This window comes from Verrucomicrobiia bacterium (assembly GCA_026414565.1).
Taxonomy (GTDB): domain Bacteria; phylum Verrucomicrobiota; class Verrucomicrobiia; order Limisphaerales; family Fontisphaeraceae; genus Fontisphaera.
In genome coordinates, this window is the sequence record JAOAIT010000053.1 from 40,666 (window position 1) to 66,524 (window position 25,859).

Sequence of the window (25,859 nt, forward strand, 5' to 3'; positions counted from 1 at the left end):
GACGCCTCGCCGGGCACCTGCATTATGAGCGCAGCAACCCAGCCCCAGCCGGAGCGATTGGTCGAGCGGGTATTGCGGGCCCTGGCGCGGGCGGTGTACCGGCATCCGCGCCTCTTCTTTTATCCACAGGCAGTTTTGTTTCTAGCCTGTCTGCTTTTCACGGTTTTGCGCCTGGAGTTTCACACCAGCCGGGATGCGCTGGTGGGTGCGGACAAACTTTACCATCAGAACTTCCTGCGGTTCAAAGCGGAGTTCCCAGTGCAGGACGACATGGTGGTGGTGGTGGAGAGCGAGGATTTGGAGAAAAACCGGCAGTTTGTGGAGCGACTGGGGGCGCGGCTGGAGGCGGAGACCAATTTATTTGCCAATGTGTTTTACAAGGGGGATTTGAAAATGCTGGGGCGCAAGGCGCTTTTGTTCATTCCCGAGGAGGAGCTGCAGGAGTTGAAGCGCACGCTGGAGCAAAGCCAGGCGGTGATCCAGCACTTTGCACGGGCCACCAATTTCATCCGCCTGTTTGAGCTGGTGAACACGCAGATGCGCACCGCCAAGCGGGAGACCAATGCCGAGAACGCGGCGTTGCTCAACGCGCTGCCGGTGCTGGAGCGGTTGTTGCAACAGGGGATTGAGAGCCTGCGCCGCCAGGGCATGCCGGTTTCGCCCGGGCTGAACGCGTTGTTCGGCAGCCATGAGGAAGCCGAGCAGAGGCTCTATATTACGTTCAATCAAGGCCGCATTTATCTGGTGACCGCCCGGCCGCAGAATGAAGCGCTGGGGCCCGAGGCCCTGGGCCGTTTGCGGCAACTGATGGCCGAGGTGCAGCACGAGGTGCCGGGGGTGAATGTGGGGTTGACTGGCGAGCTGGTTCTGGAGCTGGACGAGATGGAGCAGGCGCAGCGGGACACGACGTGGGCGACGGTAATCTCGCTGCTCGTTTGCGCGGTAATTTTCATCTATGCCTATCGGGAAACAGGGCGTCCGCTTAAAGCGACGGCGTGTTTGATGGTGGGGGTGGTGTACACCCTGGGCTACACCACGCTGGCGGTGGGGCATCTTAACCTGCTGACCATTACGTTCGTGCCCATCCTAATCGGGCTGGGGATTGATTTTGGCGTCCATTTAATCAGCCGTTATGAGGAGGAGGTGCGCCATGGCCGCAGCGAGCTGGAAGCTTTGGAGATTGCGATGGTGCATACCGGCACGGGCATATTTACCGGGTGTTTCACCACGGCCGGGGCCTTCTGGGCCATTGCGCTGACGGATTTTAAAGGCATTCAGGAGATGGGCGTGATTTGCGGGGGAGGCCTGCTTATCTGCCTGGTGCCGATGATGACGTTGTTGCCGGTGCTCCTGCTGCGCGGGCGGCAGAATGTTTTGGACCATGCGATGGCTGGCAAATCCAATCCGCGCCAGCGGCTGGAGCAGTTCTGGCTGGGACGTCCGGCGGTGACGCTGGCGGTGGCCGGCGTGCTTTCCGGGCTGGCGGCGACGCAGCTTCCCAAGATCCGGTTTGATTACAATTTGCTGCACATGCAAAGCGCTGGTTTGCCGGCGGTGGAATACGAGATGAAATTGATTCACTCGGCCGGCAAATCGGTACTGTTTTGCGCCCTGGTAGCCACGAATCTGGAGCACGCGCTGGAGTTGGAGGCCCGGGCCAGACAGCTTCCCTCGGTGGCTTCGGTGGACAGCATGGCGCCTTATTTAAGCAGTCAGTCCACGAACAAACTGGGGTTGGTGGGGGAGATCAAGCGGCTGTTGGAGCCGGTGCATTTTCTGCCGCCAGATCCGGCGCCGGTCAACCTGGACGAGTTAAGTCAGGTGCTCTGGTCGTTTTCCGGTTATCTGGGGCTGGCGCTGGAGGAACTGGGCAACCGGGAGCCGGAATTACGGGCGCGCCTGGAATCCTTGCGGCAGACGGTGCTGGAATTTCGCCGGGAGATGTTGCGGGGGGATCGAGTCCAGACGGCGGCCAAACTTGCGGCTTATCAGAGAGCTTTCTTCCAGGATGTGGTGGATACGTTTGAAAACATCCGTCACCAGGACCACAGTGCCGGCCTGCAGGTGGACGACTTGCCGCCTGCTCTGCGGCAACGGTTTGTGGGCAGGACGGGAAAATTTTTGGTGATGGTTTATCCCCGGAAGGATGTATGGGAGAGGGCGCCGCAGGAGGAGTTTGTGCGGCAGTTGCGCTCCGTGGATCCCAATGTCACCGGCACGCCTGTGCAATTGTATGAGTATGTGACGTTGCTGCTGGAGAGTTATTTACAGGCAGCACGTTATGCGCTGGCGGCCATTGCATTGCTGGTGCTGATCCATTTTCGTTCTCTCACCGCAGTGGCCCTGGGTTTGCTGCCGGTGGGCCTGGGCACCCTGTGGATGGTGGGAATCATGGGGTGGCGGGACATCCTCTTCAATCCTGCCAACATCATGACGCTGCCCCTGGTCATTGGGATTGGTGTCACCAATGGAATTCATGTGCTCAACCGCTTTATGGAGGAGCACGATGCCAGTGTGTTCAGCCGCAGCACGGGCAAGGCGGTGCTGGTCTCAGGGCTGACGACAGTGGCTGGTTTTGCGAGTTTGATACCGGCCAAACATCAAGGGATTGCCAGTCTTGGATTTGTGATGTCGGTCGGTGTGGCGACGTGCATGGTGGTGGGATTGGTGGTGTTGCCAGCTTTATTACTGGTCATGCAACGACGGGGAATGGGGCGGTGGTTGATAAAAAAGCCCAGCATCGTCCATGCACCGAGCGACACTGGGCCGGGAGGAACCGAGGTTAAACCCTCTACCCGGATTTAATATACGTTTGCAGTGGGAAGGAGGCAAGCAAAAAGGGAAAAAGAACGACAACTGAAGGCTATAACGATAAAGTTACTTATGTTAAAGAACTTCGGTATTGTTTATTGATTTCTTGGTAGTTGGGATCTTTGCGATGCGGTGGTTTTTATGGTTTTTCCGGTGGAGCTGCCGGTAGGGGAGTCGTGGGTGGCGGCTCGTTTTCCGAATGGAATAACTCGCGCAAACTGCGGATTGGCGTAAGGAGTTTCATTAGGAAGCTGGGAATGTAAACGGGCTTGGTTTTAGGTTGGGCCAGGGTGCCAGTCACGCGGTATTCAAAGAGCTTGGTGAAGGGTTTGAATAAAAGACTCAGGGCAGGGCCGAACATTTTGGTTTCACGCAGCAATTCCGCTTCGACACGGGCATTGACCTCGTAATCGAAATTCACAGTGCCGCGGTATTTGAGGTTGTAGCCCGCGGCTTGAATGACCAGGTCGTCCGTGCGAATGACGCTGTCCTGAATAACAAAAGAGGCATACGCTTCACGGGCGCGGGAATTGCCCAGGCCGGGAGAGATGGCGTTGAGCACGGGGGAGAACAAACCGAAGATGGGGATTTCCCAAATCAATCCATCGGTCAGGGCCACGTTGCCGAAGCCATTCCAGCTTTTCCAATCACTGGCGCGGGCCTGGGCATTGAGGTGGCCGGTGATCAATCCTTCCACGCGGTTGGTGCGGTCACTGATGTCGGCCATCAGACCGGCAAACTGAACCTGGCTGAGGCTGAAACGCAGTTGCATTTCGGTATCATTGGTGGAGGAGAAATCGAGGGCAATATCGCCGCGCAGGCGGCCGCCGTAGAAGTCGGCCCACAAGTTGGTGATGGTAACGGACTCATCGCGCCAGAGGACGGAAGCCGTGACGTTGCTGGCGTGGAATCGCCACCAGGCAAAGGGGGAGCCGGCAAGTTGGAAGGCCACGCGCGCTCCCAATTCACCATGCATGGGGATGTCGCCCGAGACTTCGGCCTTGACGGGGTTGCCAAAGCGATAAGGGGCCAGTGTTTTCACCACATGGGGGCCGATGGCTTGAGCCACGGCCATGGGGTCCACGGTGCCGCGGGCCTCGGAAAGGAAAACCATCTGGCTGTTGAAATCGGCCTCCACCTTGCGAGCGCGGGCCTCGCCCTCCGGGCGGAGCACGCGGGGTGCGTAGAAGGTGAGCACATTCGAGGCGTACGCGAAACGGGTTTGCAGGGCCTCAATGGCCACGTCACGAAAAGAGAAGCGGGCGGTCTGCAGTTCACCAGTTGCCTGCCAGGAATCAGGCTGATGCCAGTTGCCGGTGAGACGGAGCTGTAGATGCGGTGGAGCCTGCCATTGCCACAATGATAGCGTGCGCAAAGTTGTTTTCGAAAGCAGAGGGAGGAGCGGGTCAGGGGTTCCCTTCCAATTGATTTCGGTTTCAATTTCACCTTCAGGCGCGAGCAGCAGCCCGGCCTGCAAGGTGCATTCGCCAGCATTAATTTCCACACGGGGCGCCCGCAAGCGTTGGCCGTCCCATTCGGCTTCAATCAGGAGATTGTCGAGGGCGAGCTGACGAAATTGTGCGCCGTCTGATTGAATGCTTATCCGGCCCCGGGTGAGGGGAAGCAGGTTGGCAAGGGCATTGGTGGGTGGGTTGGGCCAATCGGGCAGGGTGGTGAGCAGGGAAAGTTCAAGGTGGGGCGGCCTGTCCCAGCGTATTTCGCTCATCTGGCTTTGCCACGAGGGGGGGAGCAACACGGCCACGTCACGCGGATCACAAGCCGATTGCAAATGCGCCTGAAGGACACGCCTTTCTGCGTTGAACTGGCCGGCAAGGGAGAGCCTGCCGCTGCCCAGGCGGGCTTGGAGATTGGAGACAGTAAGCAGGGGCGCCGTCCAAGAGCCGTGGTTTTCCAGGAAGGCCACGTTCAGTTGATCGAGCCGGCTGGTGGCCAGGGTCAGCCGCCAGTCAAGGGACACGCCAGCGGCGCGTTGCCACAAGCTTAGCAGCGTGTTGGTCCACGCGGCCACCAAATTGGTGGTGAGGTTGGCATTCCATTCCACGAGGGCCAACTGGCCGGTGGCGGAATTGCCTATTTCCCAAGCTTCAATCTTTCCCTGCCCTTGCACTTGGCGGGCGAATGGCGGCCAGGCAGCGTCAAGCGCCACTGCGGCCGAGAACTGACTCTGGCCGGCGCGGCCGGCGGCCGGCACTGACAGAGCTGCCGCTTTCACGTCCAATTGCCAGGCGGTGGGAGTTAACAGGGCAGGGGTTGGAGAGCGGGCGCGCAGTTGCACGGGGCCGCTGGTGGCCCACGCCGTTTGCAGCGAGAGGCTCTGCCAGAAAAAATTGGTTTGCAGAGGGGAAATCTCGAGAGTCACCTTGACCTCGCCCGCCTGGAGGGGCTGGGTCAGCAACTGACCCGCCTGGAGGGTGGCGTGAAGATTGGTTTGCCACCAGGCTGCAGGGGTTATGGGCATCTGAGCTGTCAAGGTGACAGCCTCCAGCCTTCCCCAGTGGTTGCTCATGGTGTGGGCCGTGATTTCCAGGTCTGCGAGCGCATTTGAGGGTGCCGTCGCGTTGGACTGGCGGTGGATGCGCGCCTTCAAGTGCCGGCCGGCCCCCCAGGGGGTTTGGACATCTTCAGCAGCGAGCCGCAGTTCCAGGCGGGCGGCTTCCCAGTGAAGGGCATCCAGTTGAAAGTTCAATTCCGCGTTGCAGGGGCCGGCGAAGTGGTAATTGGTGAGGGCCCGGGCAAAATCGCGCATCCACAAATGAGCGCGGGCGGCGGCTGAGGGACCCGAGGTGGCAGGGGTTTGGGCTTCGGCCCATTGACGGGAAAAAGCCAGGGCGTTGGAGATGACGCCGTGGATGCGAAAATCAGCGCCGGCAAATTGACCGCTCAAGTGCTGCAGCTCCCAGACATTTTCGCGGATGAGCAGCTCGGTTTGCAGGCCTGAGATTTCCAGGGGAGGGAGGGCCGGCTGGCCCGCCCCAAAACGCCAGAGTACCCGGCCATTCTGGAGGCGCAGAAGGTTGATCTGCAACTGACCGCGCAAGGCGGCACCGGCATCCGGTACGATTTGCACTTCGTCGGCCCGGAGCAGCGGGCCGGCGAGGAGCTGGTCCCGGCCGAAGGTGACTTCGCGGGCGATGAGGCCGCGGTCCCAGCGGAAATGGAGCGATTGAAATTGCAGATCCAGCCCGCGATGGCGCAGGGCTTCGAGCAGGGCATTTTTGACAAAGTCCGGGAGGCCGGTTTGGTGCCAGTAATAGAGGAAACCGGCCAGGGCGAGTACGGTGAGCAGGGCCAGGATGCGAAACCAGCGGAAGCCGCGTCGGACACGTTGCCATAACTCCCGCGAGCGGGAGGGCGGGGCAGGGGAGGATGGAAGGCCGGAGGGCGGCACGGTTCAGGGGGTGGCAGACGCCGGTGAGCGCGGCCAGGGAAGCTCGCGCATCAGCAGATGATACAAAGGCGCCGGAAACTCCAGAATCCACGGCTGGCCCTCCAGCGTGACACAGACGAGGGGCACCCCCTGCTGGCGGGGTGGGCCGAATTCAAGGGCATACATTTGAAACCGCTCGGAGCCCGGGGTGCGCACTTCAATTTCCAGGCGCGGGCTGCCGGCGTTGAATCCGTGGCGCTCGCGCGCGCCTTCGCCGCGGTCCACCCAGTAGATGGCGTTAAGGTCGCCGAGGCGAAACACGGTTTCTTCCACGGCAAATTCATTCATGATTCCCTGGGAATTGGGGCCGAAAGACCAGCGATTGGTGTCCACGCGGATGAGTTGGTTGACGCGGTTGCCTTCGCGCAAGGTGACGCGGACCACATTGGTGAGGGCGTAGGACCACAGATGGCGCTCGCGCAACTGCCAGCCGTATTGTGGCAGACGATAGAGCGAGGCTTCCTCGATGCTGAAGACGCTGCTTTCATCACTGCGCCGGGCGTAGAACTTTCCGGCGACATTGGTGCTGAGGGCGGCCTGGGAGAGAATGGAACTGGCGCCGTTGGTGGCGGCCAGGCGCAGGGTGACCTCCCGCCAGGGCGGCGCCAGGCCGTAGGCGGTGAAATCAGTGACCACATCTTTTTCAAAATCGGCCACCTCCCATGAATACAGATCGCCCAACAACTCCTTGACGAGCACGGGGTCGGCGGCAAGGTCGTCCGGTTGGGTCAGGCGCCAGGCATTGTCAGCCTGGCGGCGCACAGTGAAAGGATGGGCGCCGGAGACTTCAATCACTTGAACCTGGGCCGGGTCAAAGGTGAAGAGGTGCCGGTCCCGGAGTTCTTTGTGCGGGGTGCGCAGGCGATCCACCAAATCCCGGCTGACGAGGACCACATTGGTATGCGCCAGACTGCGGGCATACACCAGGGCGGGATCGTTGGTGGGGCTGGCGCCAAACTGCACGATGAGCAGGTCATTGGTGCCGCTGCCCAGGATCAGCTCCAGCTCGGGCGGAGCGCAGCCAAATAATTCGGGGTCGGCCTTGGGGTCATCGGTGACAAAACGCGCCACGCGGGCTTCGAGACAGGCCAGGACAAGCTGGCTGGCGCGTTGCTGATGAGCGCGGGCTTGCATGGGTTTGCCCAGTCGCCAGGTGCGGTTGGTGGGCTGGTATTGCAAGGCAAAACCCAGTCCACGGGTGGCGCTGCGCACTTCAAAACGGTCAAACATGAAATTCGTGGGCGAGGCCAGCAGGGCAAAGCTTCGCCAGGCATTGGCTTCGGGCGGAAGGGCCTCCTTGAGCAGAGCGATGTCGGCTAGATACACGCCTTCGCCGTGCGGTGTCCGCACATACACTTGTTCGCCGGTGGGGCTGGGCAGGCCGACCTCGAGGCTCATTTGTTGCGTACCCTGTTGCCAGTGAACGGTGGTCAGGGCCGGGGCCAGGCCGAAATCGGCAAAACTTTTGGTGCGGATGAGCATGCGGCGATCGAGGCGCGCCAGATGTTGCAGCAGGTTCTGAACGACGACGGGATTGGCCGGGTAGGCCACCGGCGCCAGCAGACGCCAATGGTCCCCCTGGCGTTGCAGACGCGCCACGTAATTGGTGTGGCGGATTTCCAGATGGGTGACTTCGTCGGGTTTGAAGCCCGGCAAGAGCGGGCCGGCGGCGCCCGCTTCAGGTAGCGGCTTGGTCCAGTGGCGCTCAAAAAAGACAATAAAAAGGAAGAGCGCCACCGCGAGGCCAAACCAGAACCATGTCGAACGGGATTGCATGTGCACATCACTTGCGCCGGCGGAACCAGACCAGGGCGCCCAGGAGCAATACGCCGCCGGGCAGCCCGCCCAACAGCAGGGCGTTCAACGTAAGCAACTGACGGCGCGTCAGGTCCAGGCGGTATTCCTGGAGCGGGCGCGGCTCGATGCCGGCCAGCAGGTAGGTTTGATCCACCAGCCAGTTGACGCAGTGGCTGCCCAAATCCCGGTTGTTACGGGATTCAATGAGTTGATTGCTCAGAAACATGGAATCCCCGCCCACGATGATGCGGGTGGAGCCGCGTTCGGCGCGCACGCCGGGGACAGCGCCCTTTTCCACCGCCACCATGAGCGGGAAGCGCCCGCGTGGATTCACCGCTGGATTGATGACCGGACGCCCGTTTTCGACGTCCTTCACCAGCAGCCCCTCGGGTGAAGTGTAGAGAATTTCGTCCACCTTCAGCGTTTCCGCGGCACGCCCGCTGGACTTGATGGCGGAAACCACCCGAGGCAGCAACAAATGGGCTGATCCCATCAATAGCGGACGGGTGACCGCGTGCGGCTCCGTGATGGGCACCACCAAATCCTGGAATTGGGAGGTGGGGGTGGCGTTGGCGGGGTCCAGTGCGAACCGCTCGCCCACCATGACGCCCCAGACGGCCATAAGGGATTCCAAATTGAGCGTCCGGCCAAAAGAACGGTAGTTTAACAGCACCATCAGGCGCCCGCCCTGGTTCAGGTAGCGGTCAATTTTTTCGAGTTCGTCACGGGTCAAGGGGGTGCGCGGCCCGGCAATAATTAATAAATTGCAGTCGGCGGGCACCTCGGCCGTGCCAAACAGGGTCAGGGTGGCGACTTCCAGGCCGTTTTCGCGCAACACCTGGGCAAACTGGGAGTAGCCGGTGATTTCATCGGTGCTGGCGGGATCGTGTTCGCCGTGACCTTGGACGAAATAGGCCTTGAGGACGCGGGGGCTGATCACGTGAATGAGCGCCGAAGTGAAGAGCTGCTCGCCTTTGAAATTTTTGGCGCGGCGGCGGAAAATGGTCTGGCCGGTTTCGGAGACGTTGGAGGTCGGTTCCAGATCGTAATCCCCCAGGTCTTGTTGATAGACGGTTTTGATTTTGCCGTTGCAGTCGAACAGGATGAGATTGCGCTGGTTGAGCGCCGCAAGATTGTAGCGGGTCCGGGCCAGGTTGGCTTCCACGGGCTGGCGGTCGGGATCCACCAATTCCAGGCGCAGACGGGGAGTGCGGGCGGCGTATTCGCGCAGCAAATCGGTGACTTCGGCGTAGAGGCGGTCGTCCTGGTGGTAGTAAACCAGAACCTTGACCTCGGCGGGAAGGGATTCGAGGACGTTCAGGGTGCGGGCGGAGAGCGTCCAACGCTGGGCGGCGCTGAAATCCCTGCGCCAATAATGCCGCGCCGCGAGGTAATTGACCATGATCACCAGGGCCAGCACGGACAGGCAGGCAATCAACACCTCCGCCCCCGCGCCCAGCCGGCGGCCGAGCGAGAAACTAGGGGAATGGGAGAGGGTGTTGTTCATGGCGGTTGAGGGGTCATCGCCAACGCCGGCTTTCCACGGCGCGCAGGGTCAAAAATAAGAACAGGAAAGCCGTCGAGACGCAAAAGACGACGGCGCGGGTGTCCACCACGCCGCGGCTTAAATCCTGCAGATGTTGGTACAAATTCATCTGGCTGAGCACGGCATGGGGCCAGCCCAACTGGGGCGGGACGGCATAGGACAAGTAACCGGCAAGGAAGATGGCGAGGCCGGTGACGAAACTAAGCATGGCGGCGATGACCTGGCTGCGAGTCAGCGCTGAAGCCAGGCAGCCGATGGCCACATACAGCATCCCGATGAGCATCACGCCGGCCAGGGCGCCGGCCAGGGCGCCCATGTCCACGGCTGCCGTCTGCCGGGTGTAATGGCGCAGGGTGAGGGTTATGGCCACCAGCGGCAGCCACATGATGCCGTAAAAAAGTAATGCCGCGGTGAACTTGGCCAGAACCACCTGCACATCGCTTACAGGGGCGGTCATCAGGGTTTCAAAGGTGCCGGTTTGTTTTTCCTGGGCAAAAAGGCGCATGGTAATGACCGGCGTGGCGACGAGCAACACGAGCCAGAAGGCGACGCTTTCGTAAAACAATTCATTGATCGTCATGGTCAGCGGCTCAGCGTTGAGGGCCTGCAAAATGCCGGCGAAGCTCAGCCCCATGATGAACAACACGGCCGCGATGACCATGTAGCCGGTCCACGACACGAAGAACGTGCCCAATTCGCGGCGGACCAGGAGCAGATAGGCGCGCATCAGCTTTCCTCCTCCCGGTCCGGCCGGGTCAGCCGGACGAAGATGTCCTCGAGCGAGAGCCGGTCGCGGGTCAGCTCGCGCAAGGCCCAGTTATGCTGCCGCACCCAGTTAAAAATCAGCGGGCGCAAATCCACCCCGGGGGGGGCGGAGAAAGTGCAGCGATAGTAGGGGCCCTCGGCGGGGGCCAGATCGTAACGTAAAATCTCCGGTTGCGCCTCGAAACAGGATTTCAGCTCGGCTTCGGGCGCGGCAATTTCCGCCACCACCAGACCGCCCTCGCCGAGGCGTTTCTGTAAGTTGGCCGGGGTGTCGGCGGCGAGGATGCGGCCGTTGGCGAGGATCAGCACCCGGCCACAGGTCATTTCCACCTCCGGGAGGATGTGGCTGGAAAGCAGGACGGTGTGGCGGGAGGCGAGGTCTTTGATGAGCTGGCGGGCGGCGCGAATTTGATTGGGGTCCAGCCCGATGGTGGGTTCATCCAGGATCAACAGCTCGGGTTCATGCACCAGGGCATCGGCCAGTCCCACCCGTTGCTGGAAGCCCTTGGAAAGATGGCCGATGATGCGTTTGTGCACCTCGGTCAAGCCGCATTGCTGCATGACCACGTCCACCCGCTCGCGGGAGGCGGCGCGGGAAAGGCCTTTCAGGCGCGCCCGGAATTTCAGGTAATCCCGCACCCGCATGTCATGGTGGAGGGGATTATGCTCGGGCATGTAGCCGATGCGGCGGCGGACTTCGTTGGCCTGGGTGTACACGTCCAGGCCGGCCACGCGGGCGGTGCCTTCGCTGGCGGGCAGGTAGCAGGCCAGAATGCGCATGGTGGTGGATTTGCCGGCCCCGTTGGGGCCCAGCAAGCCCACGACTTCGCCGCGTTGGACGGTGAAATTGAGGCGGTCCACCGCCAGCCGTCCGGCGTAGCGCTTGGTCAGGTTGTGAACTTCGATCATCGGCCCGGCAGTCATCTGACGTGCGGAGCGAAGTTTAATGACAACCCCCCTTGGGCGACAATAAAAAGATAGGGATTGGGAACTTACGCACGTCTGGTGTTGAAGCCGGGGCGGGTTGCAGGCATCATGAGCCGCGCAACGCAAACCAGACGCATGCATCCAACTGCTGCCGAAACGACGGTTTGCCGCGAGCGGGTGCTTCGTCCGCGCCGCGGCTGGCTGGCTTTGGACTGGCGGGAACTGTGGGCGTATCGCGAGCTGTTTCTATTTCTGGCCTGGCGCGATATTTTGGTGCGCTACAAGCAAACGTATGTGGGGGTGGCTTGGGCGGCGTTGCAACCCCTGTTGATGATGGTCATTTTGACCTTTATTTTCCGGACGCTGGGCAGATTTCCCAGCCCGGGGGGAGCGCCGTACGAGGTGCTGGTGTTTGCCGGCCTGATGCCGTGGCAGTTTTTTGCCAACGCGCTGACCGAGTGCAGCGGTTCCCTGGTGGCCAGCGAGCGGATGATCACCAAGGTTTATTTCCCCCGGCTGATCATACCGGCCAGCGCTGTCATCAGCGGGGGGATGGACTTTATCATCGCCGCGCTGATTTTGGCGGCCATGATGTTGGGGTTTGGCCTGCCATGGCATGGGCAAATCCTGCTGCTGCCGCTGTTTTTTGTGGCAGCGGTGCTGACCGCGCTGGCGGTGGGCTTGTGGGCCAGCGCGCTCAATGTGCGCTACCGGGATGTCAAATACGTGGTGCCCTTCCTGGTGCGCATGGGGTTGTATGTTAGTCCGGTGGGTTTTGTGTCGTCGGCCGTGCCGGAGGCGTGGCGGTTTTGGTACAACTTGAACCCGATGGTGGGGGTCATAGATGGCTTCAGGTGGTGCTTGTTGGGGCCGGCGTTCGAGCCGTACTGGCCGGGGTTTGGGGTCAGCCTGGGCGTGGTGATGGTGCTGTTGATTACGGGTGTCATGTATTTCCGGCAAATGGAGCGGACCTTTGCCGATGTCATTTAAGGGGCATGGAGAGCAATTCCAATCCCATTATCAGCGTGCGGGGCCTGGGCAAGCGATATCGGCTGGGGGCCGCCCTGGCGCAGGATACTTTGCGCGATCATTTGACCCATTTGGTGGGCGGCCTCTGGCGGCGGGACCAGCGGAAGGAGCCGCAGGAATTGTGGGCTTTGCGGGAAGTTTCCTTTGACGTGGGGGCAGGGGAGGTGTTGGGGATCATCGGGCGCAACGGCGCCGGCAAATCCACCCTGCTGAAGGTGTTGAGCCAGATTACCGAGCCGACAGAAGGGGAGGCGCGGGTGCGGGGACGGCTGGCCAGTCTTTTGGAGGTGGGGACGGGTTTCCATCCGGAGCTGACGGGGCGCGAGAACATTTACTTGAATGGGGCCATCCTGGGCATGAGCAAGGCGGAGATTCGCCGGAAATTTGATGAAATTGTGGCTTTTGCCGAGGTGGAGGAATTTTTGGACACCCCGGTCAAACGATACTCTTCGGGGATGTATGTGCGGCTGGCTTTTGCGGTGGCGGCGCATTTGGAGCCGGAGATCTTGCTGGTGGATGAAGTGCTGGCGGTGGGAGATGTGGCTTTTCAGGAAAAGTGCCTGGGCAAGATGCGGGAGGTGACGCGTGGCGGGGGGCGGACGGTTTTGTTTGTAAGCCACAACATGGCGGCGGTGCAGGCGCTGTGCGGGCGCGCCCTGTGGCTGGATCGCGGGCGGGTGATGGGGGTGGGGCCGGTGGAGGAGCAGGTGGCGCGGTATCTGGATGAGATGCGGCAGCATCACAAGGAGGATGCGAGGCTGCATGTGGTATTGGGGCCGTCCCTGGTTTTGGAGCGCCTTGTTATGACGCCCAACCCGGTGGTGAGTGGCCAAGAGGTGAGCTTCGAGGTGGAAATCAAGGCGGCGCAGGCCGCGCGATTGACTGATTTCCAGTTGCTGTTGTTCTCGGCGCTGGGGGTGCGGGTGGCGATGGTGGACTTGCGCCAGGTCAATGGTCATGGCTACACCTTGCAGAGCGGGCAACGGTTGGTGCTCAACGGGCGGATCCGGCGGTTGCCCCTGGTGGAGGGGGATTATCGGGTGGGGGTGTTTTACAGTTACCAGGGGCATTATGCAGATGTGCTGGATTTGGTGGCTTTGCATGTGGCGGCGGCGCCGCCGGCGGATGGACGGGTGCCTTACAAACCCGCCTATCGGGGGCTGGTGGTTCTGGATTATGCGGTGGAGGCGCAAATCAGCTCATGAATCGCCCGCTCCGCATTTTATGGTTGAAAACCGGCCCGCTGCATCCTTTGGACACGGGGGGCAAGCTGCGCACTTATCACCTTCTGCGCGAGCTCAATCGGCTTCACGAAGTAACTTTCCTGGCGCTTTGTGAGCCGGACACGCCGCCGGACATCAAACAGCAGGCGGCCGCCTATTGCCGCCGTGCACTGTGGGTCTGGTGGTCTGCCCCGCGCAAGGGATCGCTGGAGTTTTATGCGGATTTGGGCCGCAACCTTTTTTCCTCACTGCCCTATGTGCTGGCGCGGTATCGCTCGGACAACATGCGGCTGGAAATTCAGGAGGAGGACACACCGGAGAAGCACGACTTGATGGTGTGTGATTTTCTGACGCCGGCCATCAATTTGTTTCCGCTGGCGCGGGGTGTGCCGCGTCCCCGTTTGAAGGTGTTGTTATTTCAGCACAACGTGGAGGCGCAAATCTGGGAGCGGCTGTATCAGCAGCAGCGCCACCCCTGGCAGCGCTGGTATTTCCACCTGCAATGGCAGCGCCTGCGCCGATGGGAGCAGCGCTTGTGCGCCCGCAGCGACGGGGTGGTGGCCGTTTCCGAAACCGACGCCGGCCGATTTCGGGCGGATTACGGCCTGGGCAATGTGTTGGGCAGTGTGCCCACGGGCGTGGATGTGGAATACTTTGGCCAAACCCGCCCACACCCCGTGCCGGGGCGGATTGCCTTCCTGGGGAGCATGGACTGGATGCCCAACGTGGACGCCGTGGAATGGTGGATGAAGGACATCTGGCCACTGGTGAAGCAGCGGCATGCCGGGGCGTCATTTAGCATTATTGGGCGTAATCCGCCGCCTGCAATCGCGGGCCTGCCGCAGCGCGAGTCGTCCGTCCAGGTGACGGGCACGGTGCCGGATGTCCGACCGCATTTGGGACAGGCGCAGGTGCTGGTGGTGCCGTTACGCGCCGGGGGTGGCACGCGCATTAAAATCTACGAGGCCATGGCGGCGGGGCTGCCGGTGGTTTCCACGCGCGTGGGCGCGGAGGGATTGCCTTTGCGCGACGGCGAAACCATCTGGCTGGCCGATACGGCGGAGGATTTTGCCCGGGCGGTCACGACCTTGTTGAAGGAACCGGCGCAACGGGAGCGGCTGGCTGCAGCCGGGCAGGAGTGGGTGCGGCGCCACGCCAGTTGGGCACAGGCGGCCAGTACGCTGGCTGGGTATGCGAAACAACTGATCACTTGATTATGGTTATTGCCGTCTATGGGTTGGGATATGTGGGCGCGGTGGTGACAGCGGCCCTGGCCCGCCGTGGTCATCATCTGATAGGGGTGGACGTGGACGAGTACAAGGTGGCCCTGGTGCGGCAGGGGCGATCCCCGATTGTGGAGCCGGGACTGGAGGAGTTGCTGGCGGAGGGGGTGGCCGCCCGGCGCATCGAGGCCACCACGCATCACACTGAGGCGGTGGGGCGTTCTGCCATGGCCATGATCTGCGTGGGCACGCCGTCTTTGCCGAATGGGGGGCTGGACGTCGCGCCGCTGGTGCGGGTGGCCCAATCCATCGGCGAGGGGTTGCGCCAGCACCCGCCGCGCCGGCGTTACGTGGTGGTGGTGCGCAGCACGGTGCTGCCGGGCATGGTGGAGCAGCACGTCATTCCCGCCCTGGAACAGGCCTCAGGCTTGCGAACGCCGCGCGATTTTGGCGTGGCCATTCATCCCGAATTTTTACGGGAAGGCACGGCGCTGGAGGATTTTTTTCATCCGCCCAAGACGGTCATTGGGAGTGAACGCAAGGCGGATGCGGAGCGGGTGGCCGGCTTGTATCGCCGGCTGCAGGCGCCGCTGTTTTTAACGGACTTGAAAACGGCGGCGATGGTGAAGTACGCGGACAATGCATTTCATGCGTTGAAAGTGGTGTTTGCCAATGAAGTGGGTTTGTTATGCCGGCAAATGGGGGTGGAGAGCGGCAAGGTGATGGAGATTTTCTGTCACGATACCCGGCTCAATCTTTCGCCGGCCTATCTGCGTCCGGGCTTTGCTTTTGGCGGCTCCTGTTTGCCCAAGGATTTGCGGGCGCTGACGCGCCTGGCGCGGGAACAGGACGTGCCCACGCCGGTGCTGCAGGCCATCAGCGAAAGTAATCAGCGGCTGATACAGCGAGCCGCCGAGTGGGTGTTGGAGACGGGCAAAAAGCGGATTGGCATCCTGGGCTTTGCCTTCAAACCGGGAACGGATGATTTGCGCGAATCGCCCATGGTGGCGCTGATGGAGGTGCTGTTGGGCAAGGGATGCCGGTTGAAATTATATGATCCGCATGTGTCACTGGGGCGATTAATTGGTGCCAATCGCCGGTTCATTCAACAAAGGATTCCCCACCTGGCACGATTGATGGCGGACCAGCCGCAGCAGGTGTTGCGGCATGCGGAGATGGTGATCCTGGGCACGGCGTTGCCCGAGTTTGAGCCGTTGCTCAAAGAGCTTGCGCCGGAACAAATCGTCCTGGACTTAACCCCGGCACGCAAACGCCCGCCCGTCACCCCTGCACGCTATACGCGATTAACGGGCTAGGCTGCCATGACGCCCCTTGCACTTTATTGGCTGGCCAGGGATCGTTTGCGCGGCGGGCGCTGGTGGCGCTGGCCGGCCGCCCTGGCGTGGGCGTGGCGGGGGCAATGGGCCGGTACGGAGCAGCCGCAGGGCGTTGTGCGGGGGACGGAATTTTTATGCCGCGCCATCCGGTTGGTGCCCGCGTCGAAGCACGCCCGCCGCTGGGAGGTGCAAGCAAGGCAGCGGCTGGCGGCGCTGACTGAGCCGTTGGAGCCGGCGGTGTTTGATGTGCGAGCGGCTGCCAGCCGGGATTTGGAAAAGGCCGTTTTGCTGAAACCCCCCCTTTCGGCACGGGAGCCGGGCGTGCTTTATATCGCTTTTGAGTACCAATGGATGCGGCTGCTTTCCCTGCCCCCGGCCCAGCGGGAGGAGTTTGCCCGGCAATACACGCTGGTACTGGCGCCTTCATGGAGTCCGCCGCACAGCGTTTTCAATTTCTATTTTCCGCAAGTCTGGCCGGTACCGGTGTTTTGTCAGATCAGCCACCCTGCGGATGCGCAATGGCTGCCCCACCTTTCGCCTCGCTATCGCGTTGTGCCTCTGATGCCGTCGCACTGGGTGAATCCTGAAGCCTTTGCGCCGCGGCCGAAGAGTGAACGGGATTTGCATTTGGTGATGGTAGCCAATTTCGCCGAATTCAAGCGGCATCTGGTGTTTTTTCATGCCTTGCGACGGTTGCCACGGGATTGGCGGGTGGTGCTGATTGGTCAGCGTGAGGGGGGGCGCACGGCCAAGGACATTCAGGCCGAGGCGGCGGCGTTTGGGGTGGCGGATCGTTTTACCCTGCGGGAGAGTGTGGCTCATGCCGAGGTATGCGATACGCTTTGCCGGGCCCGTGCCAGTGTGGTGTTATCGCGGCGGGAGGGGGCGTGTGTGGTGGTGGCGGAATCCTTGTTTGCCGATACGCCGGTGGGTTTGATCAAGGGGGCGCATATTGGCTCCGGGCAATTCCTGAATCCCCAGACGGGACGTTGGCTCAAGGAAGACAGACTGGCGGAGGATCTGCGGCGCCTGGTGGAGGAGGCTCACACTTGCCAGCCCCGGGCATGGGCGCTGGCTGCGAAAATTACCTGTCAGGACAGTTCACGCCAGCTTAACGAGCTTGTACGCCAGCAGGCTTTGGCCGACGGCCAGGAATGGACTGGCGATCTGGCGCCAATGCAGTGGCGTCCCAATCCCGCCCTGGTGTCCGCCGCTGACGCAGAAAGGCTGGCGCCGGCTTGCAAAGCACTGGCTGCCAGGTACGGCATACACTTGTCAAGCCAGGTGCCGACGGTTTGAGAGGTCCATCGTGCTTGTTTCGGAGGGAGGGCAATTTTATAATCGAAACCGGATGCATATCAGCGCCCGACCATATTTGGGGGGATGGCTGCTTTGCCTGCTGGGTTTGTTCTGGACAAGCTGCTCGAAGGCACCGCCGCCCTCGCCGCCGCCCAACCCGGCCAAGGAAATCGTAAGCGGCATTTTGTTGCGTACGATGGTTACCAATGTGCAGGAGAGCCTGGCCAATCGCCGACTGGCGGTGGCCGGCCTGGCGAGCAATCGGGTGGGGAGCCAAGAACTGCTCAGGTGGCTAGGGGAGGGTGCCCTTTCCAACGACTTGCGCCCCATGCTCACCCTGGAGCTGGCGCACGTGCCTTGGCCGGAAGTACGTTCGCAGGCCTGGGAAGTGCTGCCGCCGTATCTGGACAAGAATCAGAAATTACTGCCGCCGCTGCAGGAGTTTTTCAAGCTCAGGGGCGACCCGAACCGGGGCGCGGCGTTGTTTCGACACCCAGACTTGAATTGCATTGGCTGCCATCGCTTGCAGGGGGAGGGGGTGGCGGTGGGATCGGATTTGTCCGACATCGGTTTGCGAATGGATGCGGAAAGTCTGTTGGAGAGTCTGCTGGATCCCAGCGCGGTGATTACCCCGGGCTATGAGACCTGGCTGGTGGTGGACGACGAGGAGAATGAATATGTGGGCGTGCTGGCCCGCGAGACCACGGCGGCGGTGATTTTGCGCGATGCCAAGAACAACGAGCTGGTTATTCCGAAGCCGCGCATCAAACAGCGCCGTCAGGTGCCGGTTTCGATCATGCCGGCCGGCTTGCAACAGAGCATGACCCTGCAGGACTTGGTGGATTTGTGGCTGTTTTTACGGGGTTGCCGCCAGCCGCCCGTCACCAACGCGCCTTCCGGTGGGCGTTGAAGGTGAGGGGGTGTGTCAGGGCAGGGGGGGCGATGCCCTTTTAACATTTGGACTTGCGTCCACTTTTACCGTAAGAATAGACCCATGTTGCCGACCTTGCTGAGTTCGGGCGGGCCGATGACCTGGCTGCTGTTGCTGGTGGGAGCAGCCGCGCTGGTGGTGTTTGTGGAGCGGTTGCTGACCTATCACCGCGCCCAAATAAATTGCGCTGAATTTTTGAACGGGGTGCGCACGGTGCTGCGCCGCGACAATGTGGTGGAGGCGCTTTCCATTTGCGACGCCACGCCGGGGCCGGTGCCGGCCCTGGTCAAACTGGCCATCAAACACAAAGATAAAGACCGGGAAACGGTGCGCGCATTGCTGGATGAGGCCGGGCGCAACGAAGTGCCGCGGCTGGAGGAGCGCCTGAGCGTGCTGGCCACGGTGGCCCAAATTGCGCCGCTGATGGGGCTGCTGGGGACGGTGCTGGCGCTCATGGGCATGATGGGGGTGTTGCGCGGGCAAGGGATGGCCATTCACCCGTATGACTTTGCCCGGTCCATTTATGCCGGGCTAAGCTCCACGGCGCTTGGGCTGGCCATCGCCATTCTGAACTATGCCGCCTACAACTACCTGGTGCGGCGGGTGGACGCCATTGTGCATGACATGGAGCGGGCGGCAGGCGAGGTGCTGCACATGCTTTGGGAGAAATGAACCCCCTGTTTCGATTTCCGCGCAAATACCAGATATTTCGCGGCCAGTTTCAAGCGGCGCCGTTTGCCGCAGTCTTTGTATTGTTGCTGCTGTTTCTCATGTTTCCCACTTGGCTGGTGTATGTGCCGGGGCTGCCCATGGAATTCGACGCACAGGGGCTGCCGGTGCGGCCTGGGGAGCTCAAGGTGGTTCGCGTGGACGAAGGGGGCTTGTTTCGTTATGGCCGGGAAACGATCAGTGGATGGAATGCTTTCCAGCAGCGCCTTCAGGGGGAGTCCCGCACCAATCGCAGCCTGCGCTGGCTGAGTGTGCAGGCGGCGCCGGGGGTTTCCAACGATGTGTTGCGGCGCGTGGTGGAGCTGGCGCGTGATTTGAATCTGGGGGTGGATCTGCCCGGGGCACGGCTGGATTTGCCGGTTTCCAGCAGCCTGGTGGTGGTGACCAATCCGATGGTCAGCCTGGCCATCAACGTGGCGGGTCAGATGTATTACAAGAATCAAATCATCACGGAAGCGGGATTGGAACGGGAGCTGCAAACCCTGGTAGGCAGCTCGCGCCAGCCGGTGACGTTGCTCATGCTGGCTGACCGCAACGTGCCTTACGACATGGTGGTGCGGGCGGGGGCTGTGGCCCGCGCGGCGGGAGTGCGGCAGGTGCTGCTGGCCACGCGCCCACCGCCTTATCTCCTTTCGCCATGAGTGGTTCACCTGCTTCAGCCCCGATGCTGCGCCGGCCGTTGTGGTTTTGGGTGGGGCTTTCGTTTATAGCTCACCTGGCCGTAATCTGGCTGTTGGGGGAACGACCGTCGCCGCCGCCGGCCGGTGAGGAGGCTTTTCGCACGGCGCTGGCGGAGAACCTAGCCGCCTGGGCGGCGCGGCTGCCGGATTACGACGATCCGCAAATATTTGCCCTGCCCTCCCTGCGGGGCTTTTCCGGGGCGGGGTGGCTGCGGGCCGCCCCGGTGCGCCACGAGTTTCATGAATGGTCCGACGAGCAACGGTGGCTGCCCCTGCCGGTGGAACAACTTGGGAGCACTTTTGCCCAATACGTCCGGGTGTTGACAGAGCCTGCCCCGCCTTTGCCACGCAAGGCGGAACCGGCACTGCTGCCGCTGGTGGCCGATGTGGCTTTTGACTGGGCGCCGGCGCGCTCGCGGGTGCGGCTGGAGGAGAAATTGTCCAGGCGGCTGGCTGGTGCGCTTCCTGAGCCGCCGGTGCTGGCGCACAAGGAAGTTCTGCGGCCCAGCGTGGTGGAGCTGGTGATTGATGAGGAGGGGCGGGTTTTCACCGCGGCCATCCTGGGTGAAAGCGGCCTCCCTGCGGCCGACGAGGCGGCGTTGGAACTGGCGCGGCAATTGCAGTTTCAACCCGCCCCCGGGGGGGGCTTGCTGCGCGGGCGTTTGACGGTGGACTGGCATGTACAACCCCTCACCCAGCCTCTGCCGGGCACCGCCCCGGCCACTGTGCCATGACGACGGAGAATCTGATTGCCGGATATGTGGGGGTGGGCCTGCTGGTGATGGCGCTGCTGGTGTTGTATGCCGAGCGCCGGCGGCGGCGGTTCACGCCGGTGCCCAGTCCGGATCACATCTTTCGCTGCACGCGATGCGGGCTGGTCTATACGGATGACAGCGATGTGGATCGCTCGCCATGCCCGCAATGCCAGACGATGAACGACGAGATCAAGTTTTAAGCCAATAACCACGCTGGACGATCAGGTTAAGCTCGGCTAAAGTGAGGGGAATGTCGAAGGCTGCGAATCATCGTGGCTCCGCCCACGCCGCTCCGCCGGGAGCGGCGAAGGAGCTGCCATTTGAAGAGGCCATGGACCGCCTGGAAAAGGTGGTACAGAAGCTGGAGACGGAGGAATTACCGCTGGAAGAGCTGCTGCGCACCTACACTGAAGGGGTGGAACTGGCGCGAAGCTGCCGGCGGAAATTGACGGACGCTGAATTGAAAATCCGGCAGTTGGAACAAATCCTGGCGGAAGAACCTGCCTTGAAACCCACGACCGAGCCGGAGGAGGCCCCTTGAGCCCCGCCCGGATGCGGAACGGCCTGCGCCGCGGGCGCAGGGCCCAATGCCTGGCGATGGAATTATGAGCCGATATCTGGACATGGTGGACAGTCCTGAACACGTCAAAAAGTTGACGCCTGAACAACGATTGAAACTGGCGGAGGAAATCCGTGAGGAGTTGATCCGCACCCTTTCCCGGCATGGCGGCCACCTGGGACCGAACCTGGGCGTGGTGGAGCTGACGATCGCCCTGCATACCGTCTTCTCCACGCCGAAGGACAAATTTGTTTGGGATGTCAGTCATCAGGTGTACGTGCATAAACTGCTGACCGGGCGCAAACACCTTTTCCACACCATCCGCACCACGGGCGGACTCAACGGCTTTGCCCTGCGCAGTGAGAGTCCCCACGATTGTTATGGCGCGGGCCATGCAGGCACGGCGCTCTCGGCGGCGCTGGGCATGTGCGCGGCACGGGACCGGCGCGGGAGTGACGAGCATGTGGTCTGCATTTTTGGAGACGCCGCGCTGACCAACGGCATTTCTTACGAGGCGCTCAACAACATAGCGCACACGACCAAGCGTTTTATTGGGATACTTAATGACAACGAGTGGAGCATTGCCAAAAACGTTGGAGCCATTGCGAACTACCTGAGCCGGCTGATCACCAACCCGCGGTACAATCAATTCCAGCGGGATTTTGCTCAATGGGCCAAGCGTTTCCTTAAAGGGGATCTGGGGGAGCGCCTGGGGCGGCGAGCGGAGGAGGCGATCAAAGGTTTCATCACGAAAATTTCGCTGGAGCAGCAACCGTCAGACTCCCTGGAGAGCGACGGCCGCGGGGGTGGTTTTGGCAGCAGCTTGATTTTTGAGGAGTTTGGGTTGCGGTACCTGGGGCCGATTGACGGCCATGATCTGGGCATGCTCATCACCTGCCTGGAGTTTGCCAAGACGTGCGATCAGCCGGTGGTGCTGCATGTCCTGACCAAGAAGGGCAAGGGGTTTGAGGCGGCGGTGAAGCATCCGGAGAAGTTTCATGGCACGGGGCCCTACGACGTGGTCACGGGGGACCCGCCGCCCCCCAAGCCGGGTGCGGCACCGGCCTATCAAGATGTATTTGGACAGGCGCTGGTGCGGTTGTGCCAGCGGGACACCACGCTGGTGGGCATCACGGCGGCCATGCCCAGCGGCACGGGGTTGAAATATCTCGAGAAGGCGATGCCCGATCGTTACTACGATGTGGGCATTGCAGAGGAGCATGCGGTCATCTTTGCGGCCGGGATGGCGACGATGGGCTTCAGGCCGGTGGTGGCGATCTATTCGACTTTTTTGCAGCGGGCTTTTGATTGCATTCATCATGACGTGTGTCTGCAGGATTTGCCGGTGATTTTCTGCATGGACCGGGCGGGGCTTTCGTGCAACGACGGCCCCACTCATCATGGTTTGTTTGACATTGCCTACCTGCGGTGCCTGCCCAACGTCATCGCGATGGCCCCCAAGGATGAGGATGAACTGGTGGACATGATGTTCACGGCCACCCATCAGAAACATCCCTGCTTCATCCGTTACCCGCGCGGTGCGGCCGAGGGAGTGCCCATCAAAGACCAGCCGCGGATGCTGGAGATTGGCAAGGCGGAGGTGGTGGAGCATTTTGCCAACAACGGCGGGCGGAAGGTGGCCTTGTTTGGCCTGGGCAACATGCTGTCGGTGGCCCGCCGCACGGCGGAATTGCTGGCCGCCGAGGGGTATGATTTTGCATTGATCAATCCGCGGTTTACCAAACCCCTGGACGCCGGCACCACTGAATATTTTGCGCGGGCGGCCGATGTGGTGGTGACCTTTGAAGACCACGTGTTGATGGGCGGGTATGGCTCGGCCGTGCTGGAGCTGCTGGCCGACCGGCAGATCACCACGCCGGTGGTGCGCATCGGCTGGCCGGATCAATTCATCGAGCACGCCACCACCGTGGACTACCTGCGTGAAAAATATGGCCTGACCCCGCAGCGTGCGGTGGAACAGGTGCGGGCCGTCCTGGCCCGGCGGGCTGCTGATGAAGAAAGCCCGCAAAAAAGCATTGCCTTGGCGTGAGCCACAGGCTTCATTAGCCACGCTTTAGTTGATCATTTTATGGCGTACAAAGACGTGACGCCGCCTGCGGGCGGCAAAATTTCCATTCACAACGGGGTGCTGGCGGTCCCGGACCAGCCAATTATTCCCTTCATCCGCGGCGATGGCACCGGTCCCGACATCTGGGCGGCCAGCCAGCGGGTTTTTGACGCGGCTGTGAACAAGGCTTATGGCGGACGGCGGCGGATTGCCTGGTTTGAGGTGTTTGCCGGGGAGGAGGCGTTCAAGCGCTTCAACAACTGGCTCCCGGATGACACGGTGGAGGCCTTCAAGGAATTCTTGGTGGGCATCAAAGGCCCGCTCACCACGCCGGTGGGCGGCGGCATTCGCTCGCTCAACGTGGCGCTGCGGCAATTGCTGGACTTGTACGTCTGTCTGCGGCCCGTACAGTATTTCAACGGGGTGCCTTCGCCGGTGAAGCATCCGGAAAAGGTGGACATGGTGATTTTCCGGGAGAACACGGAGGATATTTATGCCGGCATCGAGTACGCCGGCGGGACGCCGGAGGCGCAGAAGGTGCTGGATTTTCTGGCGCGTGAATTTCCCAAAGATTTTGCCAAGATCCGGTTCGGCACTGCGGCCCGCGCCGAGCAATACCTGAAAACGGCGGGCGTCACCCCGTCGGCCGAAGAGACGCAGGTTTGTGTGGGGGTGGGCTTCAAGCCGGTTTCAAGGCTGGGCACCGAGCGTCTGGTGCGCGCTGCGATCGAGTATGCTCTGCGCCAGAAGCGGCGCAGCGTGACGCTCGTGCACAAGGGTAACATCATGAAATTCACCGAAGGCGCCTTCCGCGATTGGGGGTATGCGCTGGCGGAGCGTTGTTATGGCGATCGCGTGTACACGTGGTCACAGTGGGAGCGCACCAAGAAGGCTGCCGGCGAGGCCGCGGCCAATCAGGAGCAGAAGGAGGCCCTGGCGGCGGGAAAGATTCTCATCAAGGACGCCATTGCCGACATTACTCTGCAGCAGGTTTTGACCCGGCCGGAAGACTTCGACGTGATTGCCACGTTGAATCTTAATGGCGACTATTTAAGCGATGCCCTGGCGGCGCAGGTGGGCGGAATTGGCATCGCCCCGGGCGGCAATATCAATTATGTGACGGGCCACGCCATTTTCGAGGCCACGCACGGCACCGCTCCCAAGTACGCGGGGAAGGACATGGTCAATCCCGGGTCGGTCATTCTCAGCGGGGAGATGATGTTCCGGCACCTGGGATGGAATGAGGCGGCGGACCTGATCATCAAAGGTTTGAATGGAGCCATCAGCAGTCGGCGGGTGACCTACGATTTTGCCCGGCTGATGGACGGCGCCACGCAGATCAAGTGCTCGGAGTTTGGCGATAACATCATCGCCCACATGGCTTGAGCGGACGGCCGTTGCAGCAGATGCCGCAGAGGGACGCCCATGACGGCGTCCCTTTTTTGTGGTGGCGTCCGGGCCATGAACATTTGGCGGTTTGCTTTTTGTTGGAGAGGCGCCTAATTTTGCGGCATGAGCACCATCGGCTTTGGACATCTGCGCCTCAAACGGCGCCGCTTTTTGGGACTGAGCGCTGCGCTGGCGGGGACCTTGTCCTGCGGTGTATGGGCCGCTGCGCCGGTGTCGGGACGCCGCCCGTCCAAGGTGGCCTTGCTGGCCTGTAAAACCTACGACGTGGCCGCGCTGAAGGAGGTTTACCAACGGGGATTTGATTTGTTGGGCGGCGTGGGCCGGCTGGTCAAGGGCAAGACGGTAACGATCAAACTCAACCTCACCGGCACCAGCAACCGGCCGGTGTTCAACCGCCATCCCGGCTACAGCTACATGAGCCATCCGCAAACCGCGGCGGCGTTGGTGGCGGTGTTGTTCCGGGAGGGGGTGCGGCGGGTGCGGCTGGTGGAGTCCACCAACAGCCGGGCCACGTTGGAGCAAACCTTGAAGTTTCTGGATTGGGACCTGCAAGCCTTGTCCGCCTTGGGGCCGGTGGAGTACGAGAATACCCGAAATCTGGGGTTGGGACGTGACTATGCGACGTTGAAGGTGGCCGGTGGGGGCCATCTGTTTTCTGCGTTTCAGGTCAATCATTCGTACGCGGATACCGATGTGCTGGTATCCCTCTGCAAACTCAAGGATCACCTTACCACCGGTGTGACCTTGTCCATGAAAAATTTGTTCGGCATCACGCCCAACAGCTTGTATGGCGATCAGGCGGGCAGCGAAGAGGCCACTGCCGGGCGCGGACGCCTGCATGGGCCGGGCCTGCTGGAGGCGCAGACGGAGGTGGCAAAAATCCAACTACCCGGGATGAAAAAAGGTTACCTGGCTTATCCCCGTGACCCCGGCTACCGCGTGCCCCACACGATCGCCGATTTGTGTGCGGCCCGGCCCATTGATCTGGCCATCATTGACGGCATCACCACCATGACCAAGGCCGAGGGGTACTGGGGCGGGGAGGTGGGTTATACCGAGCCCGGGGTAATGATTATGGGGTTGGACCCGGTGGCCACAGACGCGGTGGGGATGGCGGTCATGGGGTATCCCAATCCACGCGCCCCGCGGGGCGAGTTACCGTTTAACACCTGCGACAATCACCTGCTGCTTGCCGAGCAGAGCGGGTTGGGCACAGCCGATTTGACGAAGATTGAAGTGGTGGGCCGCACGATCCAGGAATCTGTGCATCCCTTCCCGCGCAGCCCCCTCAATAAAAAATCCTAGTCCGGCGCACCGGGCCA

The 25,859-nt window shown here is 61.6% G+C and carries 20 protein-coding genes; 15 read left to right on the top strand and 5 right to left on the bottom strand.

The features are described from left to right. Positions 1-24: 24 nt before the first annotated feature. Complete coding sequence (locus tag N3J91_12200) at positions 25-2,805, top strand: MMPL family transporter (protein ID MCX8157186.1); 2,781 nt, start codon at positions 25-27, stop codon at positions 2,803-2,805. Positions 2,806-2,950: 145 nt separating this feature from the next. Here N3J91_12200 and N3J91_12205 read toward each other — a convergent pair whose 3' ends face one another. Genes N3J91_12205 through N3J91_12225 form a run of 5 tightly spaced genes read right to left on the bottom strand, consistent with a single transcriptional unit; the run spans position 2,951 to position 11,276 of the window. Beyond that, complete coding sequence (locus tag N3J91_12205; GenBank protein ID MCX8157187.1) at positions 2,951-6,220, bottom strand: hypothetical protein; 3,270 nt, start codon at positions 6,218-6,220, stop codon at positions 2,951-2,953. Positions 6,221-6,223: 3 nt separating this feature from the next. Beyond that, entirely contained in the window at positions 6,224-8,035 is a 1,812-nt protein-coding gene (locus N3J91_12210) for a DUF4340 domain-containing protein (protein MCX8157188.1), read from the bottom strand. 7 nt (positions 8,036-8,042) lie between these two features. Further along, entirely contained in the window at positions 8,043-9,563 is a 1,521-nt protein-coding gene (locus N3J91_12215) for a GldG family protein (protein MCX8157189.1), read from the bottom strand. 13 nt (positions 9,564-9,576) lie between these two features. Then, on the bottom strand, positions 9,577-10,329 hold the full coding sequence (locus N3J91_12220) for an ABC transporter permease (GenBank protein ID MCX8157190.1): 753 nt from the start codon (positions 10,327-10,329) through the stop codon (positions 9,577-9,579). Further along, positions 10,329-11,276: an ABC transporter ATP-binding protein gene (locus tag N3J91_12225; GenBank protein MCX8157191.1), complete on the bottom strand. Its 948-nt coding sequence runs from the start codon at positions 11,274-11,276 to the stop codon at positions 10,329-10,331. Before N3J91_12225 ends, N3J91_12220 begins: the two co-directional genes overlap by 1 nt. A gap of 153 nt (positions 11,277-11,429) precedes the next feature. Between N3J91_12225 and N3J91_12230 the strand changes: the two genes are divergently transcribed. The 14 genes from N3J91_12230 (at position 11,430) to N3J91_12295 (ending at position 25,842) form a co-directional block, all read left to right on the top strand. Next, positions 11,430-12,284 carry an ABC transporter permease gene (locus N3J91_12230; protein MCX8157192.1) on the top strand — a complete coding sequence of 285 codons (855 nt, stop codon included), beginning with the start codon at positions 11,430-11,432 and terminating at the stop codon, positions 12,282-12,284. Positions 12,285-12,289: 5 nt separating this feature from the next. Further along, entirely contained in the window at positions 12,290-13,528 is a 1,239-nt protein-coding gene (locus tag N3J91_12235; protein ID MCX8157193.1) for an ABC transporter ATP-binding protein, read from the top strand. Continuing rightward, positions 13,525-14,760: a glycosyltransferase family 4 protein gene (locus N3J91_12240; protein ID MCX8157194.1), complete on the top strand. Its 1,236-nt coding sequence runs from the start codon at positions 13,525-13,527 to the stop codon at positions 14,758-14,760. Before N3J91_12235 ends, N3J91_12240 begins: the two co-directional genes overlap by 4 nt. A gap of 2 nt (positions 14,761-14,762) precedes the next feature. Next, a complete protein-coding gene (locus tag N3J91_12245) occupies positions 14,763-16,085 on the top strand; it encodes a nucleotide sugar dehydrogenase (GenBank protein ID MCX8157195.1) in 1,323 nt (440 codons plus the stop codon). A 6-nt stretch (positions 16,086-16,091) separates the two neighbouring features. Then, on the top strand, positions 16,092-17,405 hold the full coding sequence (locus N3J91_12250) for a glycosyltransferase (GenBank protein ID MCX8157196.1): 1,314 nt from the start codon (positions 16,092-16,094) through the stop codon (positions 17,403-17,405). Positions 17,406-17,457: 52 nt separating this feature from the next. Continuing rightward, positions 17,458-18,315, top strand: a complete 858-nt coding sequence (locus tag N3J91_12255) for a hypothetical protein (GenBank protein ID MCX8157197.1) — start codon at positions 17,458-17,460, stop codon at positions 18,313-18,315. An 84-nt stretch (positions 18,316-18,399) separates the two neighbouring features. Further along, a complete protein-coding gene (locus tag N3J91_12260) occupies positions 18,400-19,008 on the top strand; it encodes a MotA/TolQ/ExbB proton channel family protein (GenBank protein ID MCX8157198.1) in 609 nt (202 codons plus the stop codon). Next, a complete protein-coding gene (locus tag N3J91_12265; GenBank protein MCX8157199.1) occupies positions 19,005-19,706 on the top strand; it encodes a biopolymer transporter ExbD in 702 nt (233 codons plus the stop codon). Before N3J91_12260 ends, N3J91_12265 begins: the two co-directional genes overlap by 4 nt. Further along, complete coding sequence (locus tag N3J91_12270) at positions 19,703-20,479, top strand: TonB family protein (protein ID MCX8157200.1); 777 nt, start codon at positions 19,703-19,705, stop codon at positions 20,477-20,479. The genes N3J91_12265 and N3J91_12270 overlap by 4 nt, the downstream gene beginning before the upstream one ends. Then, positions 20,476-20,700 carry a hypothetical protein gene (locus N3J91_12275; protein ID MCX8157201.1) on the top strand — a complete coding sequence of 75 codons (225 nt, stop codon included), beginning with the start codon at positions 20,476-20,478 and terminating at the stop codon, positions 20,698-20,700. Before N3J91_12270 ends, N3J91_12275 begins: the two co-directional genes overlap by 4 nt. Before the next feature lie 50 nt (positions 20,701-20,750). Then, the gene (xseB, locus tag N3J91_12280) at positions 20,751-21,041 is read left to right on the top strand and encodes an exodeoxyribonuclease VII small subunit (protein MCX8157202.1); all 291 of its coding nucleotides are present in this window, start codon (positions 20,751-20,753) and stop codon (positions 21,039-21,041) included. A gap of 64 nt (positions 21,042-21,105) precedes the next feature. Beyond that, positions 21,106-23,109, top strand: coding sequence for a 1-deoxy-D-xylulose-5-phosphate synthase (gene dxs, locus N3J91_12285; protein ID MCX8157203.1), 2,004 nt, complete (start codon positions 21,106-21,108; stop codon positions 23,107-23,109). 39 nt (positions 23,110-23,148) lie between these two features. Further along, entirely contained in the window at positions 23,149-24,513 is a 1,365-nt protein-coding gene (icd, locus tag N3J91_12290; GenBank protein MCX8157204.1) for an NADP-dependent isocitrate dehydrogenase, read from the top strand. 126 nt (positions 24,514-24,639) lie between these two features. Next, positions 24,640-25,842 (top strand): DUF362 domain-containing protein, encoded by a 1,203-nt coding sequence (locus N3J91_12295; protein ID MCX8157205.1) that lies wholly within the window; start codon positions 24,640-24,642, stop codon positions 25,840-25,842. Positions 25,843-25,859: the final 17 nt, after the last annotated feature.

Bases quoted from the DNA above. Each gene is read 5' to 3' on its own strand.
- dxs (MCX8157203.1), top strand. From the start codon at position 21,106: ATGAGCCGATATCTGGACATGGTGGACAGTCCTGAACACGTCAAAAAG.
- N3J91_12200 (MCX8157186.1), top strand. From the start codon at position 25: ATGAGCGCAGCAACCCAGCCCCAGCCGGAGCGATTGGTCGAGCGGGTA.
- N3J91_12255 (MCX8157197.1), top strand. From the start codon at position 17,458: ATGCATATCAGCGCCCGACCATATTTGGGGGGATGGCTGCTTTGCCTG.
- N3J91_12220 (MCX8157190.1), bottom strand. From the start codon at position 10,329: ATGCGCGCCTATCTGCTCCTGGTCCGCCGCGAATTGGGCACGTTCTTC.
- N3J91_12245 (MCX8157195.1), top strand. From the start codon at position 14,763: ATGGTTATTGCCGTCTATGGGTTGGGATATGTGGGCGCGGTGGTGACA.
- N3J91_12295 (MCX8157205.1), top strand. From the start codon at position 24,640: ATGAGCACCATCGGCTTTGGACATCTGCGCCTCAAACGGCGCCGCTTT.
- N3J91_12235 (MCX8157193.1), top strand. From the start codon at position 12,290: ATGGAGAGCAATTCCAATCCCATTATCAGCGTGCGGGGCCTGGGCAAG.
- N3J91_12275 (MCX8157201.1), top strand. From the start codon at position 20,476: ATGACGACGGAGAATCTGATTGCCGGATATGTGGGGGTGGGCCTGCTG.
- N3J91_12230 (MCX8157192.1), top strand. From the start codon at position 11,430: ATGCATCCAACTGCTGCCGAAACGACGGTTTGCCGCGAGCGGGTGCTT.
- N3J91_12240 (MCX8157194.1), top strand. From the start codon at position 13,525: ATGAATCGCCCGCTCCGCATTTTATGGTTGAAAACCGGCCCGCTGCAT.
- N3J91_12260 (MCX8157198.1), top strand. From the start codon at position 18,400: ATGTTGCCGACCTTGCTGAGTTCGGGCGGGCCGATGACCTGGCTGCTG.
- N3J91_12265 (MCX8157199.1), top strand. From the start codon at position 19,005: ATGAACCCCCTGTTTCGATTTCCGCGCAAATACCAGATATTTCGCGGC.
- N3J91_12225 (MCX8157191.1), bottom strand. From the start codon at position 11,276: ATGATCGAAGTTCACAACCTGACCAAGCGCTACGCCGGACGGCTGGCG.
- N3J91_12270 (MCX8157200.1), top strand. From the start codon at position 19,703: ATGAGTGGTTCACCTGCTTCAGCCCCGATGCTGCGCCGGCCGTTGTGG.
- xseB (MCX8157202.1), top strand. From the start codon at position 20,751: ATGTCGAAGGCTGCGAATCATCGTGGCTCCGCCCACGCCGCTCCGCCG.
- N3J91_12250 (MCX8157196.1), top strand. From the start codon at position 16,092: ATGACGCCCCTTGCACTTTATTGGCTGGCCAGGGATCGTTTGCGCGGC.
- N3J91_12210 (MCX8157188.1), bottom strand. From the start codon at position 8,035: ATGCAATCCCGTTCGACATGGTTCTGGTTTGGCCTCGCGGTGGCGCTC.
- N3J91_12215 (MCX8157189.1), bottom strand. From the start codon at position 9,563: ATGAACAACACCCTCTCCCATTCCCCTAGTTTCTCGCTCGGCCGCCGG.
- icd (MCX8157204.1), top strand. From the start codon at position 23,149: ATGGCGTACAAAGACGTGACGCCGCCTGCGGGCGGCAAAATTTCCATT.